Origin of the sequence: Pantoea sp. QMID4 (genome assembly GCF_030270445.1) — a bacterium.
Taxonomy (GTDB): Bacteria; Pseudomonadota; Gammaproteobacteria; order Enterobacterales; family Enterobacteriaceae; genus Pantoea; species Pantoea vagans.
Window position 1 is genome coordinate 520316 of the sequence record NZ_BSXL01000001.1, and the last position, 14797, is coordinate 535112.

Annotated in this window: 11 protein-coding genes; 10 read left to right on the top strand and 1 reads right to left on the bottom strand. The window is 43.4% G+C overall.

What is annotated here, in order from left to right; translation table 11 throughout:
- Positions 1-7: 7 nt before the first annotated feature.
- The 10 genes from cpsG to gnd all read left to right on the top strand — a co-directional run bounded on the left by cpsG (position 8) and on the right by gnd (position 13463).
- The gene (gene cpsG, locus QSK07_RS02265) at positions 8-1393 is read left to right on the top strand and encodes a phosphomannomutase CpsG (protein ID WP_275220826.1); all 1386 of its coding nucleotides are present in this window, start codon (positions 8-10) and stop codon (positions 1391-1393) included.
- The gene (locus tag QSK07_RS02270) at positions 1390-2184 is read left to right on the top strand and encodes an ABC transporter permease (protein ID WP_275220824.1); all 795 of its coding nucleotides are present in this window, start codon (positions 1390-1392) and stop codon (positions 2182-2184) included. Before cpsG ends, QSK07_RS02270 begins: the two co-directional genes overlap by 4 nt.
- The gene (locus tag QSK07_RS02275) at positions 2184-3416 is read left to right on the top strand and encodes an ABC transporter ATP-binding protein (protein ID WP_275220822.1); all 1233 of its coding nucleotides are present in this window, start codon (positions 2184-2186) and stop codon (positions 3414-3416) included. The genes QSK07_RS02270 and QSK07_RS02275 overlap by 1 nt, the downstream gene beginning before the upstream one ends.
- Positions 3403-4587 (top strand): FkbM family methyltransferase, encoded by a 1185-nt coding sequence (locus QSK07_RS02280; RefSeq protein ID WP_275220820.1) that lies wholly within the window; start codon positions 3403-3405, stop codon positions 4585-4587. The genes QSK07_RS02275 and QSK07_RS02280 overlap by 14 nt, the downstream gene beginning before the upstream one ends.
- A 2-nt stretch (positions 4588-4589) precedes the next feature.
- Entirely contained in the window at positions 4590-7712 is a 3123-nt protein-coding gene (locus tag QSK07_RS02285) for a glycosyltransferase (protein WP_285720328.1), read from the top strand.
- 10 nt (positions 7713-7722) lie between these two features.
- Complete coding sequence (gene gmd, locus QSK07_RS02290; protein WP_285720329.1) at positions 7723-8763, top strand: GDP-mannose 4,6-dehydratase; 1041 nt, start codon at positions 7723-7725, stop codon at positions 8761-8763.
- A 1-nt stretch (position 8764) separates the two neighbouring features.
- Complete coding sequence (locus QSK07_RS02295; RefSeq protein ID WP_285720330.1) at positions 8765-9667, top strand: GDP-mannose 4,6-dehydratase; 903 nt, start codon at positions 8765-8767, stop codon at positions 9665-9667.
- Complete coding sequence (locus tag QSK07_RS02300; protein WP_285720331.1) at positions 9643-10806, top strand: glycosyltransferase family 4 protein; 1164 nt, start codon at positions 9643-9645, stop codon at positions 10804-10806. Before QSK07_RS02295 ends, QSK07_RS02300 begins: the two co-directional genes overlap by 25 nt.
- On the top strand, positions 10803-11918 hold the full coding sequence (locus tag QSK07_RS02305; protein ID WP_285720332.1) for a glycosyltransferase family 4 protein: 1116 nt from the start codon (positions 10803-10805) through the stop codon (positions 11916-11918). The genes QSK07_RS02300 and QSK07_RS02305 overlap by 4 nt, the downstream gene beginning before the upstream one ends.
- 135 nt (positions 11919-12053) lie before the next feature.
- Positions 12054-13463, top strand: coding sequence for an NADP-dependent phosphogluconate dehydrogenase (gnd, locus tag QSK07_RS02310; RefSeq protein WP_013358445.1), 1410 nt, complete (start codon positions 12054-12056; stop codon positions 13461-13463).
- A 35-nt stretch (positions 13464-13498) separates the two neighbouring features.
- On the opposite strand, the gene QSK07_RS02315 is transcribed toward gnd, so the two are convergent.
- Entirely contained in the window at positions 13499-14797 is a 1299-nt protein-coding gene (locus QSK07_RS02315) for a succinylglutamate desuccinylase/aspartoacylase family protein (protein WP_275220809.1), read from the bottom strand.

A 14797-nucleotide genomic window follows, 5' to 3' on the forward strand; every position in this document is an offset into this window, starting at 1 on the left:
CAAGATCATGGCAGCACTGACCTGTTTTAAAGCTTATGACATCCGCGGTGAGCTAGGCACGGAACTGAACGAAGATATTGCCTACCGCATAGGCCGCGCCTATGGCGAATTTGTCCGGCCAAAAACGATTGTGGTGGGTGGCGATGTCCGACTGACCAGCGAGTCATTAAAGCTGGCATTGGCCGATGGATTGCGCGATGCGGGCACTGATGTGCTCGATATAGGTATGAGCGGAACAGAAGAGATCTACTTCGCTACCTTTCATTTAGGCATTGATGGCGGCATTGAAGTGACTGCCAGCCACAATCCGATGAACTATAACGGGATGAAACTGGTTCGCGAAGGTGCACGTCCTGTCAGCGGTGACACCGGTCTGCGCGACGTCCAGCGACTGGCGGAAGCGAATGACTTTGCTCCGGTTGAAGAGGGCAAACGGGGAAGTTATAAGCAGATTTCTGTGCTGGATGCCTATGTCGATCATCTGATGGGCTACATCGACCTGAGTAACTTCACTAAACCGATGAAGCTTGTCATTAACTCAGGGAATGGTGCTGCAGGTCATATCATCGATGAAATTGAAAAACGCTTTAAGCAGGCGAATGCGCCAGTGTCGTTTATCAAAGTACATCATGAAGCAGACGGCAATTTCCCGAACGGTATCCCGAATCCGCTGCTGCCTGAGTGTCGTAAAGACACCTCCGACGCGGTACATGAGCATCAGGCGGATATGGGTATTGCCTTTGACGGGGATTTTGACCGCTGTTTCCTGTTTGATGAGAATGCAGAGTTCATTGAAGGCTATTACATTGTTGGGCTGTTAGCCGAAGCGTTTCTTAAGAAAGAGTCAGGTGCAAAAATCATTCACGATCCGCGTCTGACCTGGAACACAATTGATGTCGTGACCAAAGCGGGTGGTATTCCGGTAATGTCCAAAACCGGGCATGCCTTCATCAAAGAGCGCATGCGTGAAGAAGATGCGGTCTATGGTGGCGAGATGAGTGCGCACCACTACTTTCGTGACTTCGCTTACTGCGACAGCGGCATGATACCGTGGTTGCTGGTAGCGGAACTATTGGCAGTGAAAGGTGAAACGTTATCCGGGCTGGTTTCGGAAAGAATGAAGGCGTTTCCATGTAGTGGTGAGATTAATTACAAAGTTGCTGATGCAAAGCGCATTTTACAAGACATCCATTCTCGCTATGCAGGTCAGGCATTAATGACAGATAACACGGATGGGTTGAGTTTATCTTTTTCTGATTGGAGGATGAATGTCAGAACATCTAATACAGAGCCACTACTCAGGCTGAATGTAGAATCAAAGAGCAATACTGCTCTCATCTTAACGATCGTCACACAGCTTGAAGAAATCATAAAAGCTGAGGGATCAGTATGACCGGACTATTTAGATCCATAGTACAGTATAGAGGTTTTATTTACGGCAATATCAAGCGTGAGTTTCAAACGAAGTATCAAAACTCTCTACTAGGTGCTGCCTGGAACATTATAAATCCACTATCAATGATTGTTGTCTATACGTTGATTTTTTCTCAAATTATGAGAGCTAAACTTCCTGGTGTAGACAATGCATTTGCATATAGCATTTACTTATGTGCAGGTACATTTACATGGAGTATTTTCAACGAGATAGTTTCGAGAAGTCAAAACGTCTTCATAGATAACGCGAATATCATTAAGAAAATAAACTTTCCCAGAATATGTCTTCCAGTAACATTAATATGTAATGCTTTGGTGAATTTCGGGATAATTTTCTTTTTGTTTACTGTTTTTCTGGTTTTATCGGGATCTTTCCCGGGTGTCGTTTACTTTGAAATATTTCCTGTTTTGGCCGTGGCAATTATTTTTGCCATCGGTTTAGGAATGGTTGTTGGTGTTCTGAATGTTTTCTTTCGTGATGTCGGTCAAACAGTAACGATTTTCATGCAGTTCTGGTTTTGGTTCACTCCAATAGTTTATCCAGTCAATATTATACCGGAAAAGTTTCAGGATTTAGTAAAGTTAAACCCGATGGCAGCAATTATTGAAGGCAGCCATAACATCCTCGTTCAAGGCAAAAGCCCAGACTGGCCTTCACTTCTCCCCAGTTTAATTATTGGAATATTGCTCATGGGGTTAGGTATGCGATTATTTCGTAAAAACGTCGGCGAAATGGTGGATGAATTATAATGGGCTCAATTGTTGTCAGTAATGTAGGTAAGTCTTACAAAAAGTACTCCAGCCGTTGGGGGCGACTTGCTGAATGGTTTATACCTGGTGTCGGAAAAAAACACGACTTAAAGTGGGTTATTCATGATATTAGTTTTACCGTTAACCCGGGCGAAGCTGTTGGTATCATCGGCATCAATGGAGCTGGTAAAAGTACGCTCCTAAAAATGATTACAGGTACCACAATTCCCTCAAAGGGAATAATCAATTTGAAGGGGAGAGTTGCAGCACTACTGGAATTGGGAATGGGTTTTCATCCTGATTTTACAGGTAGACAAAACGTCTTCATGTCAGGACAATTGCTAGGCTATTCCGTACAAGAGTTGCATCAGCTTATGCCTGACATTGAAAGCTTTGCTGAGATAGGTGATTACATCGATCAACCTGTTCGTGTCTATTCAAGTGGTATGCAAATGCGATTAGCTTTTAGCGTAGCTACTGCAGTAAGACCAGATATATTGATTGTAGATGAGGCTTTGTCTGTTGGTGATAGCTATTTTCAACATAAAAGCTTTGACCGAATTAGAGATTATGCTCGTCAGGGAACCACTTTACTGATTGTCTCACATGATAAGGCGGCTATTCAAAGTATCTGTGATCGGGCTATCCTGCTAAATGAGGGGCGTAAAGAGTTTGAAGGTAATCCAGAAGCAGTAATGGATTACTATAATGCGCTGCTTGCCGATAAAGAAAAAAGATCTATACAGCAAAAGGTAACTGATGACGGAAAAATACAGACTGTATCGGGAACTGGCGAAGCGAATGTTATAGCAACAGAAATCTATGACAAAAAGGGTGAGCTATCTGAACATCTAAATGTCGGTGAAGACGCAACCCTGTTAATTCGTGTTAAAGTTAATCAAGACCTCCCTCGACTCGTTGTTGGTTACTCTTTTAAAGACCGATTAGGCCAGGTTATTTATGGTACTAACACTTTATTAAAAGACCGGGTAATACTTGATGTAAAAAAAGACGAAATTTATGATTTCGAATTTAAATTCAGTATGAACATCGGTGTTGGCAGCTACTCTGTTCAGACCGCGCTAGTGAGTTCAGAAACACACCTGGTTAATAATTACGAGTGGCGTGATTTAGCGCTGGTTTTTAATGTAATTAATGCACATAAAGAACAATTTGCAGGTGTTGCCTGGATCGACCCTGACATAGAGATTAAGAAAAATGAAATTTATTAGTTATGCTCAAAATTTCGAAGATTTAATTTTATGGAGAGCCTTGAGGCATATTGATAAAGGTTTTTATGTCGATGTGGGTGCTGCCTGGCCTGAAGAAGATTCTGTTACGAAGTTCTTTTATGATTCCGGATGGAGAGGAATCAACATTGAACCTAATCCTGAATTCTATTCACGTTATGTAAACGAACGTGCTGAAGATCTAAACTTGCAGCTTGCGATTTCTGATCAACAAGGTGAAGGGATAATGAACTTCATCAGTGACACTGGGCTGTCGACATTAAGCAATGATGTAAGCCATGATCATGAGGGAAAAGGTTATATTTCGGCACAAGATACAGTCAATATCACTACTTTAAATTGTATATTTGATGAGTATATTCCTGATAATCAAGATGTTCATTTCTTAAAGATTGATGTTGAAGGATTTGAAAGTAGCGTTATTAAAGGCTGTGACTGGAATAAGAATCGTCCTTGGATTATTGTCATTGAAGCAACGATCCCAATGTCGCAACAAAAAAACCATCAGCACTGGGAGCCTTTAATCACTTCGTGCAATTATGATTTTGTATATGATGATGGTCTAAACAGGTTTTATCTTGCAAAAGAACATCAAGATTTGGCCATTCATTTTTCAAATCCACCAAATGTTTTTGACTCATTCGTTCTTTTTTCTGAATATAAAAAGGATCTCAAGCTTCAGGATCGTAATAGCCAAATAAATAGGCTATCAAAGGAAATAAAATCACTCAAAAAGAGCGAAAAGAGGCTGCAAAAGAAGATTGATGAAAATAATCATGAAAACTGGGCATTACGTCATCATATATCACTCATACATCAAAGCACCTCATGGAAAGTGACAAAGCCATTGAGGGGGGCAAAAGTATATTCTATTAAGCTGTATAAATTTATTAAATATTTTAATAAAAAAGAATCACCAAAAGCATTGATTAGATTTTTTATGCTTGAACTTAACCGTTTTCCAAAAATTAAAGCTTATCTGCGAGAATTGGTAATTAAAACGGGTTTATCTAATCATGTTGCCAGATTCTTTTATGAAAGTGCACCTGCGCCAGTGATTCATACACCGAATTCATATTCAAAAAAAGCAAGAGTTATCAGTACCAGAATTCGTTCTCAAAAGATTACTCACAAAGATACTGATAAGGAATAATTATGCGTATTGTTGTAGATATGCAAGGATGGCAATCAGCGAGTCGAAATCGTGGTATTGGACGCTATACGCTATCTTTAGTTAGAGCTATGGTTGAATCGAAGGTCCGGCATGAGTATATTTTACTTTTTAACGGCTCTTTTGATGATTCATTTCAAGAGTTCCAACGGATATTTAATCTTGATGGTATCGCAGTAAAGTTCTGGTATCCCTTAATACCGACATCTTATCTGTTATCAGAAAATGATGATAATAGAATAATATCAGAGAAAATATACAAGGATTTTGTAAGCTCATTAAACCCTGACTTTTTATTGATTACGAGTATATTTGAAGGGTTAGGCGATAATACCATTAGCTATTTAGATGGAAGTGAATCATTTAAGACGGGTGTTATTTTATATGATCTTATCCCGCTTATTTATCCTAAAAAGTATTTAAGTAACAATATCTTGAAGGGATGGTATGAAAATAAGCTTGATTACTTAAAAAGAGCTAAATATCTCTTTAGTATATCTGAATCTGCCGGTTCTGAAGCGATAAAATATCTTGACTGGGATCCTGAATTTGTAAAAAATATCTCTACAGCAGCGGACGAAAAATTTAAGGTAACTCATTATAGTAGTGAGGATGCTAAAGCCGTTTTAAGTAAGTATGTCATTAGAAATGACTTTTTAATGTATACCGGAGGGTGGGATTTTAGAAAAAATCTTCACGCGTTAATTGACAGTTATGCTTTGCTACCAAAATCACTCCGGGTCAAGCATCAACTTGTTATTGTGTGTTCCATCCCTGCTGCTGATAAAACGGCCTTAAGATCGCATGCAATTTCAAAAGGCATAGCTGACGATGAATTCGTACTCACTGGTTATGTTTCTGATGAAGAACTATTGATGTTTTACAATTTATGCCATGCTTTTGTATTCCCATCATGGCATGAAGGCTTTGGCCTTCCAGTTCTTGAAGCAATGCAGTGTGGCAAGCCGGTCATTGTCAGTAATGTCTCAAGTCTTCCAGAGGTATTGGATTATGAAGATGCACAATTTGATCCTCACAATCTACTTGAGATAGCAGAGAAGTTAAAAATGGTACTATCTGACGATGATTATCGTGCGAAAATCATTGCCCATTCAGAAAAGCAGGTGAAAAAATTTAGCTGGGACATTTCTGCTAAAAAGCTTTTAGATTCAATGGAGATGGCTCTTTCAAAAGATTATAGCTATCCCTTAAAGAAATCGAAAATAAATGACGTTAAGCCTAAATTAGCTTTCATCTCCCCACTGCCACCAGAGAAAAGTGGGATAGGATACTATAGTGCAGAGTTAATCCCTGAGCTAAGTAAACTTTATGATATTGATTTAGTGACAAATAGTGATGCTGTTTTGCAGCATAAAAAATTATTTGACTGCAACTGTGTTGATATTGAAGATTTTAAAAATACTTATAGTCAATATGACAGAGTGTTATATCAGGTAGGTAATTCAAGTTTCCATGCCCATATGTATCCTTTGGTGAAAACGCATCCAGGCGTAACCGTGCTACATGACTTCTTCCTGTCGGGAGGTGTGCATTGGGCCACGGTGCATGATTCAGATGGGGATTCATTTAATGACAAATTATATGAGTCGCATGGATATCGAGCTGTTATGTATAATAATAAGCAGATCAACAATGAAAAAGGAATGAACAAATATCCATGTAATCTTCCTGTCCTGGAAAATTCACATGCTGTTATTTTTCATTCAAAATACTCAGCTAATCTCAGTAATAAATGGTATCGTCATCTGGATCGTAGCAAGTTTGAGTTTATCCCACTTCTGCGTACCCCACCGGTAAGTAGTGATAAAGATTTAGCAAGAAAAGCATTGAATATTAATTCAGATGATCATGTTATTATATCTTTAGGATTTACTTCACCATCTAAACAGAGTCATAGGATAATTGAAGCATTTGATGAGATTTACGCGGAGAATAATAGCGCAAAACTCATTTTTGTAGGGGATAACTCTGAAGAAAGTGATTATGGGATCAAAATACGTTCCATGATTGAAAGGTCACCTGCCAAAAATGCGATCAGTATTACTGGATGGGTTAATGACCAGGAGTATGTTAAATGGTTATCCGCAGCGGATATAGGAATACAGTTACGCGCCATTTCAAGAGGTGAAACTTCTGGAACTGTACTCGATTGCATGAATTATGGACTTGCCACGATAGCTAATGCTAATGGAAGTATGGCTGAGTTAGATAACGAAGCGGTTGTTCTTCTACCTGATGAATTTACTAATGATGAGCTAGTAAGCGCTTTAAAGTTACTCCTGACTAATTCTGTTCATTGTGAAAAGCTGATTGATCGTGCTCGATACATTATTGATAATCAGCACTCTCCTGAACAATGTGCCCAAATGTATTTTAATGTTATAGAAAAAGCTTACAGCACTACTGATTTCACCAGGAATATATTGTCTGATTCCGAAGTTTTTGATGCGTTAAGCAATGAATCAGTTGATAGGTTTTCTCAGGCTATAGCTGATACGGCTACTTTGAACTCTGGACATAAGCTATTTATTGATGTTAGCGCTTATTTAGAGCAACCACTTGACCCAATGGTTTCGACACTCATTCATCAGCTAATTATTGATGTGCCAGATGACCTACATGTTGAGCCTGTACATTATAGTAAGGCTGATAGAAGACTTGTGCTTTCACAATCTTTTACCAGCGGGATCTTGCCACTAAAAGGAATGTCTTTATCTGACGACGTTCTTGATGTCTCTAAAAAAGCAACATACATTATTTTCAATGCCGGCCTGGAACAACTGCGTGAGGCTAAAGAGCATTATTGTCGTGCATCGACGGCCAATAATGTAAAGCATGTTTTCCATACAGGTGATTTTTCGCTCCTCATTAAGCAAGTCGACGAAAATGATTTAAATAGCGAGAAGTTGTTTGCTGAACTCCTCAATCCACTGGATATCATTATTCTTGATTCAACGGAGTCCGAAAGAGTTGAATTGTTCAACTATGCTAAATTTACTGAGAAAAAATACTTCTCATTTTTGACTACGAAAGATTTTATCAATACGCTTGTTTCATTCGATTCTACAAAACAGAGTTTATTTTAAGGATTTTTGCATGTCTAACAAAGTTGCTATAATCACCGGTATCACTGGCCAAGATGGTGCCTATCTCGCTGAGCTTTTAATTAACAAAGGCTATGAAGTTTATGGTACCTATCGCCGCACCAGCTCGGTAAACTTCTGGCGCATTGAAGAGTTAGGAATTAAAAATAATCCTAATCTTCACCTGGTCGAATATGATCTGACTGACCTGTCATCAAGCATTCGTTTACTTCAGGAAAGCAAAGCAACCGAAGTTTACAACCTTGCGGCTCAGAGCTTTGTAGGTGTTTCTTTCGACCAGCCGCTGACCACCGCTGAAATTACCGGTATTGGTCCGGTAAACCTGTTAGAAGCTATTCGCATCGTTAACCCTAAAATTCGTTTCTATCAGGCGTCTACTTCAGAGATGTTTGGTAAAGTGCAGGCTATTCCGCAGAAAGAAGACACACCTTTCTATCCGCGTAGCCCGTATGGTGTTGCAAAATTGTATGCCCACTGGATGACCATTAACTACCGTGAGAGCTACAACATCTTCGCATCAAGCGGCATTCTGTTTAACCACGAATCACCACTGCGTGGACAGGAGTTTGTGACCCGTAAGATCACCGATTCAGTAGCCAAAATTAAACTCGGTAAGCTGGATGTGCTTGAGTTAGGTAACATGGACGCCAAGCGTGACTGGGGCTTTGCTAAGGAATATGTTGAAGGCATGTGGCGTATGCTGCAGGCTGATGAGCCAGATACATTTGTCCTGGCAACCAACCGTACTGAAACAGTCCGTGACTTCGTTTCAATGGCGTTCAAAGCTGCAGGCATTGAATTGCGCTTCGAAGGCAAAGAGGATCAGGAAGTTGCCATCGATGTCGCCACGAACAAAGTGGTGGTTAAGGTCAATCCTAAGTTCTATCGTCCTGCTGAAGTAGAATTACTGATTGGTAATCCACAGCGCGCGAAAGACATTCTGGGCTGGGAACCAAAAACCACGCTCGAAGAATTGTGCGCGATGATGGTAGAAGAAGATCTGCGCCGCAATAAACAAGGGTTCTCCTTCTGATATGACTAATGGCAAAAAAGCATTGATCACTGGGATCAAGGGCTTTACCGGCCAATATATGGCAGCGGATTTATCCGCTGCCGGATATGAAGTTTATGGTTTCGGTTCAACTCCCGCCCAGAATTCCTCACACTATGTTCAGGTTGATCTTACCAATGCAGCACAGGTAAAAAACGCTGTAGACAGCATTCAGCCTGACGTTGTTGTTCATCTTGCAGCCATTGCTTTTGTTGGTCATGCTGACCCGAATGCGTTCTACAATGTAAACCTTTGTGGTACGCGTAATCTGTTACAGGCGCTTTGCGAATCAGCAAAAATGCCGGAAGCAATTTTGATCGCCAGCAGTGCTAATGTTTACGGTAATAACACACCGGGAAAATTAGCAGAGTCGGTTCCTGCCAGACCTGCAAATGACTATGCGGTAAGCAAGCTGGCCATGGAGTACATGACCAGTCTGTTTTATGGAAAATTGCCGATTATTATTACCCGGCCATTCAATTACACTGGCGCCGGTCAGGCAGATAATTTCCTGATCCCGAAAATCGTCAAACATTTTCGTGAGAAAAAAGATGTCATCGAGCTGGGCAACATAGATGTATGGCGTGATTTTTCCGACGTGCGTGACGTCGTTAAAAGCTACTCAGCGTTACTTCATTCCCGTTCATCTGGTCAGACTGTCAATGTCGCTTCAGGTAAAATACATTCATTGAGGGAAGTCGTTGATCTTTGCCAATCCCTGACAGGCCATGATGTCAGGATTGAAGTTAATCCTGATTTTGTGCGCCCTAATGAAATTAAAGAACTTTGTGGCGATATTACTTTGCTCAGTAGCTTAATCGGTGAGAATTCGTCTAAAATTCCTCTTAGAGATACCCTGAAATGGATGCTGGAAGCAAAGCAATAAACGTCGTTTACTCTACGGACTGTATTAAATATCCTTTAACTGGTATTGGCCGTTATGCGTTTGAGCTTGCTAAACAGCTTCAGGAAAGAGAAAACGTCGCGCTGACGTTTCTTCATGGCACGAAGACTCGCGACTCACTGGCAGTTGCGAGTGAGTCTGCTCAATCGGTTCAATCTTTAAAACGTAAGTTACAAAGAAGCAAAACAGTAAGTGAAATATATCGCCTGACTTTTCCGGTAATGAAAATGATGGCGTTGAGGAATTTTAAGAATCATATATTTCATAGCCCAAACTATTATCTACCTCCTCACGTGAAACATTGTATTGCCACCTTTCATGACCTGTCAGTATTCCACTGGCCACAGTTCCATCCGGCTGGCCGTGTTCATCTGATGCAAAAAGAGTTAAGGAATACCGTTTCGCGTGCGTCGATGTTGATTACTGACTCTTATTACACAAAGAATGAGTTAATGAATTTCTTTGATATTGAAGATAATAAGATTGCCGTAGCACCTCTGGCCTGTAATGAAGATTTTCATCCCCGTGATGAAGCAGAAACACAACAGTTTCTTGAAAAATACAATCTTAAATGGCGACGTTTCTTTCTGTATACCGGCACGATTGAACCAAGAAAGAATATACTGACACTGCTTCAGGCGTATGATCGTCTGCCCGCCCATGAAAAATCTGCCTTCCCATTAGTCATTAGTGGTTATAAAGGTTGGGAGAATGAACAGCTCTTCAGGCTCTTTGACAAGGGCGAGAGAGAGGGGTGGCTAAAATATTTAGGTTTTGTTCCCGGTAAGGATCTGCCATTTTTATTCAGTGCTGCGACAAGTTTTTTATTCCCTTCAATCTATGAGGGTTTCGGCTTGCCGGTACTTGAAGCAATGGCATCAGGAACGCCTGTGATTTGCTCAAATGCAACCTCGCTTCCCGAAGTGGCTGGAGATGCAGCATTAATGCATGAACCTGATGACATTGTTGCTTTGACGACTTATATCCATATGATGATTGAAAACGCTGATGAAAAGCACCGTATGATTAATACGGGACTGGCGCGTGCCCGCGAATTTTCATGGTCACTGTGTGCGGATAAAACCATTGAAGCTTATGAGCAGGTCGCAAAAAATTTATGATTAAAGTTCTACACTGTTACAAAACCTACTATCCTGATACTTTTGGTGGCATCGAACAGGTTATTTATCAGCTTGCAGAGGGTGGTTTTAAATCAGGCATTGAGTCTGTAGTTTTTACTCATAGTCCCCAATTCGAAAATAAAAAAAACAGGCTGGATAACCATCAGATTCATCGGGTAAAAACGCAGTGTGAGTTTGCCTCAACGCCATTCTCTTATTCAGCCATACAAGAATTCAGGGAACTAGCCCAGAATGCGGATATTATCCATTATCACTTCCCGTATCCCTTCATGGACTTTATGCATTTTGCCGCTGGCATCAACAAGCCATCCGTAGTGAGTTATCATTCTGATATCGTGAAGCAGAAGGTGCTTTTAAAGCTCTATACGCCATTAATGAATCGCTTTCTTTCAAGTGTTAATCGGATTGTTGCCGCATCACCAAACTATGTTGAAAGCAGCCCGGTATTGCAGCAATTCAAAGAGAAAGTTGAGGTTATTCCTTACGGTCTTGATAAACAGTTTTATCAAAATAATGATCCTGTCGTTTTACAAAAATGGCAGACAAGATTTCCGGATGGCTTCTTCCTGTTTATTGGGACGTTTCGTTACTACAAAGGTCTGCATATCTTAATTGAGGCGGCAAGAAACAGCCGTTATCCCATCGTCGTAGTGGGTGCAGGACCGATTGAGGCTGAGCTGAAAGCGCAGGCACAGCAACTTGGTGTGGACAATATCCATTTCCTGGGTGCGCTGGAGGATAGTGAAAAATCTGCCTTGCTGCAGTTATGTACCTGTCTGGTTTTTCCATCTCATTTACGTTCCGAGGCTTTCGGCATCTCTTTGCTTGAGGGTGCACTCTATTCGAAACCGCTGATCTCCAGTGAGATTGGAACCGGAACAACCTTTATCAATATCGATCGCGTCACCGGCTTAGTCGTCCCGCCATCCGATCCTGTAGCATTAAGAAAGGCGATGGATGAAATATGGCAGAATCCCGACCTGGCCATGACCTACGGTGCCGCTGCGCTGGCGCGCTTTGAATCGCTTTTTACGGCAGATAAAATGATTCAAAGCTATACAAAGCTTTATAAATCCTTGTTAAGCGTGTGATTTATTTTCAGATAATTTCATATGCGCGACCGCACCATTCATTACCTTTAATCCGCTATCCTGAGTTAACATACTGATCACTTACTAACTGGTGTTACGGGTAACACCATGCGAGACCACAGACAGGAGTATGTAATGTCCAAGCAACAGATCGGCGTTGTAGGTATGGCAGTGATGGGCCGCAACCTGGCTCTTAACATCGAGAGCCGCGGTTACACTGTTTCAATCTTCAACCGTTCACGCGAAAAGACTGACGAAGTCATCGCCGAGAACCAGGGCAAGAAGCTTGCTCCTTTTTACACCGTTGAAGAGTTTGTCGAATCGCTGGAAAAACCTCGTCGTATCCTGCTGATGGTTCAGGCGGGTGAAGCGACCGACAAGACTATCGCCTCACTGACTCCACATCTGGATAAAGGCGACATTCTGATTGATGGCGGTAATACCTTCTACAAAGACACCATTCGTCGTAACAAAGAGCTGTCTGACCAGGGCTTCAACTTCATCGGTACCGGCGTTTCCGGCGGTGAAGAGGGCGCACTGAAAGGCCCATCTATCATGCCCGGCGGTCAGAAAGAAGCCTACGAGCTGGTTGCACCGATTCTGGATAAGATTGCAGCACGTGCGGAAGATGGCGAAGCCTGTGTGGCTTACATCGGTCCGAATGGCGCTGGCCACTATGTGAAGATGGTTCACAACGGTATCGAGTATGGCGACATGCAGCTGATCGCAGAAGCCTATGCGCTGCTGAAAGGCGCGCTGGGTCTGAACAACGAAGAGCTGGCTGAAACCTTTACCGACTGGAACAACGGCGAGCTGAGCAGCTATCTGATCGACATCACCAAAGATATCTTCACTAAGAAAGATGAAGAAGGTAAATACCTGGTTGATGTCATTCTGGATGAAGCGGCTAACAAAGGCACCGGTAAATGGACCAGCCAGAGCTCTCTGGATCTGGGTGAACCTCTGTCACTGATCACTGAGTCTGTCTTCGCCCGTTACCTTTCCTCGCTGAAAACCCAGCGTGTTGCGGCCTCTAAAGTACTGAGCGGTCCACAGGCTAAAGCTTTTACGGGTGACAAAGCGGAGTTCATCGAGAAAGTTCGTCGCGCGCTTTATCTGGGTAAAATTGTCTCTTATGCGCAGGGCTTCTCACAGTTGCGTGCTGCGTCAGAAGAGAACAACTGGGATCTACACTACGGGGAAATTGCGAAGATCTTCCGTGCTGGCTGCATCATCCGTGCCCAGTTCCTGCAGAAGATTACTGATGCTTATGAAGCCGATGCAGGCATCGCTAACCTGTTGCTGGCTCCGTACTTCAAAGATATCGCAGATCAGTATCAGCAGGCGCTGCGTGATGTGGTTTCTTACGCGATTCAGAACGGTATCCCGACGCCAACTTTCTCTGCGGCGATCGCTTACTACGACAGCTACCGTTCAGAAGTGCTGCCTGCTAACCTGATTCAGGCGCAGCGTGACTACTTCGGTGCGCATACTTACAAGCGTATTGATAAAGACGGTGTGTTCCACACCGAGTGGTTAGATTAATCACTGAACAGGGCTTCTTTCGGGAAGCCCTTTTTTTACACCACCAGTAAATCCCCGCTCCGAATCTCCCGATCTCCCGCCAGCCGCACAACCAGCATGCCTGCCGTCGCAAACCTTACCCAGTGCCTTGCATAGAGAATTCCGCCATACTCCGCCACCAGTGGGGTGATGTGGTCCGTAATCGGATCAATAATCTCAGCCACCACTTCTCCCGGGCGAATCTGGGCACCGAGCGGTTTACGGTGCAGGATCAGCCCTGATACCGGCGAATGAATGTATTCACAGCCGGATAACGGCGTAGCGGGGTTTTTCAGGGCAGGGGAGGCCGTCGCCATTCCCTCGCTGTGACGTTCTTTAATCACACCTGCTTCTCCCGGTGCTTCAGCCACCTCAGGCACGGTCAAGCCAATCGGCCCGTCATTGATTGCCACAACATCATCCCCGCCCGCGTTGGCAGGAACCAGTTCATCACCACCGATAACGGGCGCGGCCACCTCTACTGAAATCGACGGCTCGCTGTAGCCGATGTAACCGCCTTCCTGCAGCGCCGAAATAATCGCATCTGCATCTTTCTGCGCCTGTTCAGGCGACACATCACGGACGCCACGTAGCTCCAGCGTCACCGGCAGCAATCCGCGCGGCATCGGGTAATCCTTGCCAAATCGTTCTGCCAGCGTCAGCCAGGGTTCGCAACAGGCTTCGTCAAAGGGTTCACCACCGGAGATCTGCGCCAGCAGCTGCACTTCACTGCCTAACCAGCGCGCCAGCGGCTCAATGTCCGGCCAGGCATGAGGCGTGGTGTAGAGATGCGGTACAGCTTCCCAGTCACAGTGCAGGTCAATCATCAGATCGGCCTGACTGGCCATCCGCATCAGCGTATAGCGCTGCGCATCCAGCTCGGTCTTTGGCACGGTATCGCGATAATGACGATCAATCGCATCGCGGATCAGGTTCCTGTTCTGTGACTCACTTTGGGTCAGACTCTCAGCCAGTCCGGCTGCCAGAGTATTGCCCAGTGACGGAAAACGGCGGTTGAAGTCCTGACCGGAAAGCGTATGAAAACGGCCCAGATGGGTGCCGTGCCAATGCTGTCCCAGTGCCAGCGGATTAGCCACCGGCACCAGGGTAAATGCAGCTTTAAGCTGTCCCGCGGACTCCAGCGCCTGCAACCGCTGCTTTAGATACCACGCAACCGCCATGCCGGGTAGCTCGTCGCCATGCAGCGCAGCCTGAATGTAAACCTGACGTTCATTGTCCTCAGCAAAATGGAAACTGATGATTTCACGCTGGGTGCCTAAAGAGGCGCTTAACAGTGGATGATGTTGTTGATGCAT

Coding starts and splice junctions, on each gene's coding strand:
- cpsG (WP_275220826.1), top strand. CDS start 8: ATGGCAGCACTGACCTGTTTTAAAGCTTATGACATCCGCGGTGAGCTA.
- QSK07_RS02270 (WP_275220824.1), top strand. CDS start 1,390: ATGACCGGACTATTTAGATCCATAGTACAGTATAGAGGTTTTATTTAC.
- QSK07_RS02275 (WP_275220822.1), top strand. CDS start 2,184: ATGGGCTCAATTGTTGTCAGTAATGTAGGTAAGTCTTACAAAAAGTAC.
- QSK07_RS02280 (WP_275220820.1), top strand. CDS start 3,403: ATGAAATTTATTAGTTATGCTCAAAATTTCGAAGATTTAATTTTATGG.
- QSK07_RS02285 (WP_285720328.1), top strand. CDS start 4,590: ATGCGTATTGTTGTAGATATGCAAGGATGGCAATCAGCGAGTCGAAAT.
- gmd (WP_285720329.1), top strand. CDS start 7,723: ATGTCTAACAAAGTTGCTATAATCACCGGTATCACTGGCCAAGATGGT.
- QSK07_RS02295 (WP_285720330.1), top strand. CDS start 8,765: ATGACTAATGGCAAAAAAGCATTGATCACTGGGATCAAGGGCTTTACC.
- QSK07_RS02300 (WP_285720331.1), top strand. CDS start 9,643: ATGGATGCTGGAAGCAAAGCAATAAACGTCGTTTACTCTACGGACTGT.
- QSK07_RS02305 (WP_285720332.1), top strand. CDS start 10,803: ATGATTAAAGTTCTACACTGTTACAAAACCTACTATCCTGATACTTTT.
- gnd (WP_013358445.1), top strand. CDS start 12,054: ATGTCCAAGCAACAGATCGGCGTTGTAGGTATGGCAGTGATGGGCCGC.
- QSK07_RS02315 (WP_275220809.1), bottom strand. CDS start 14,797: ATGCATCAACAACATCATCCACTGTTAAGCGCCTCTTTAGGCACCCAG.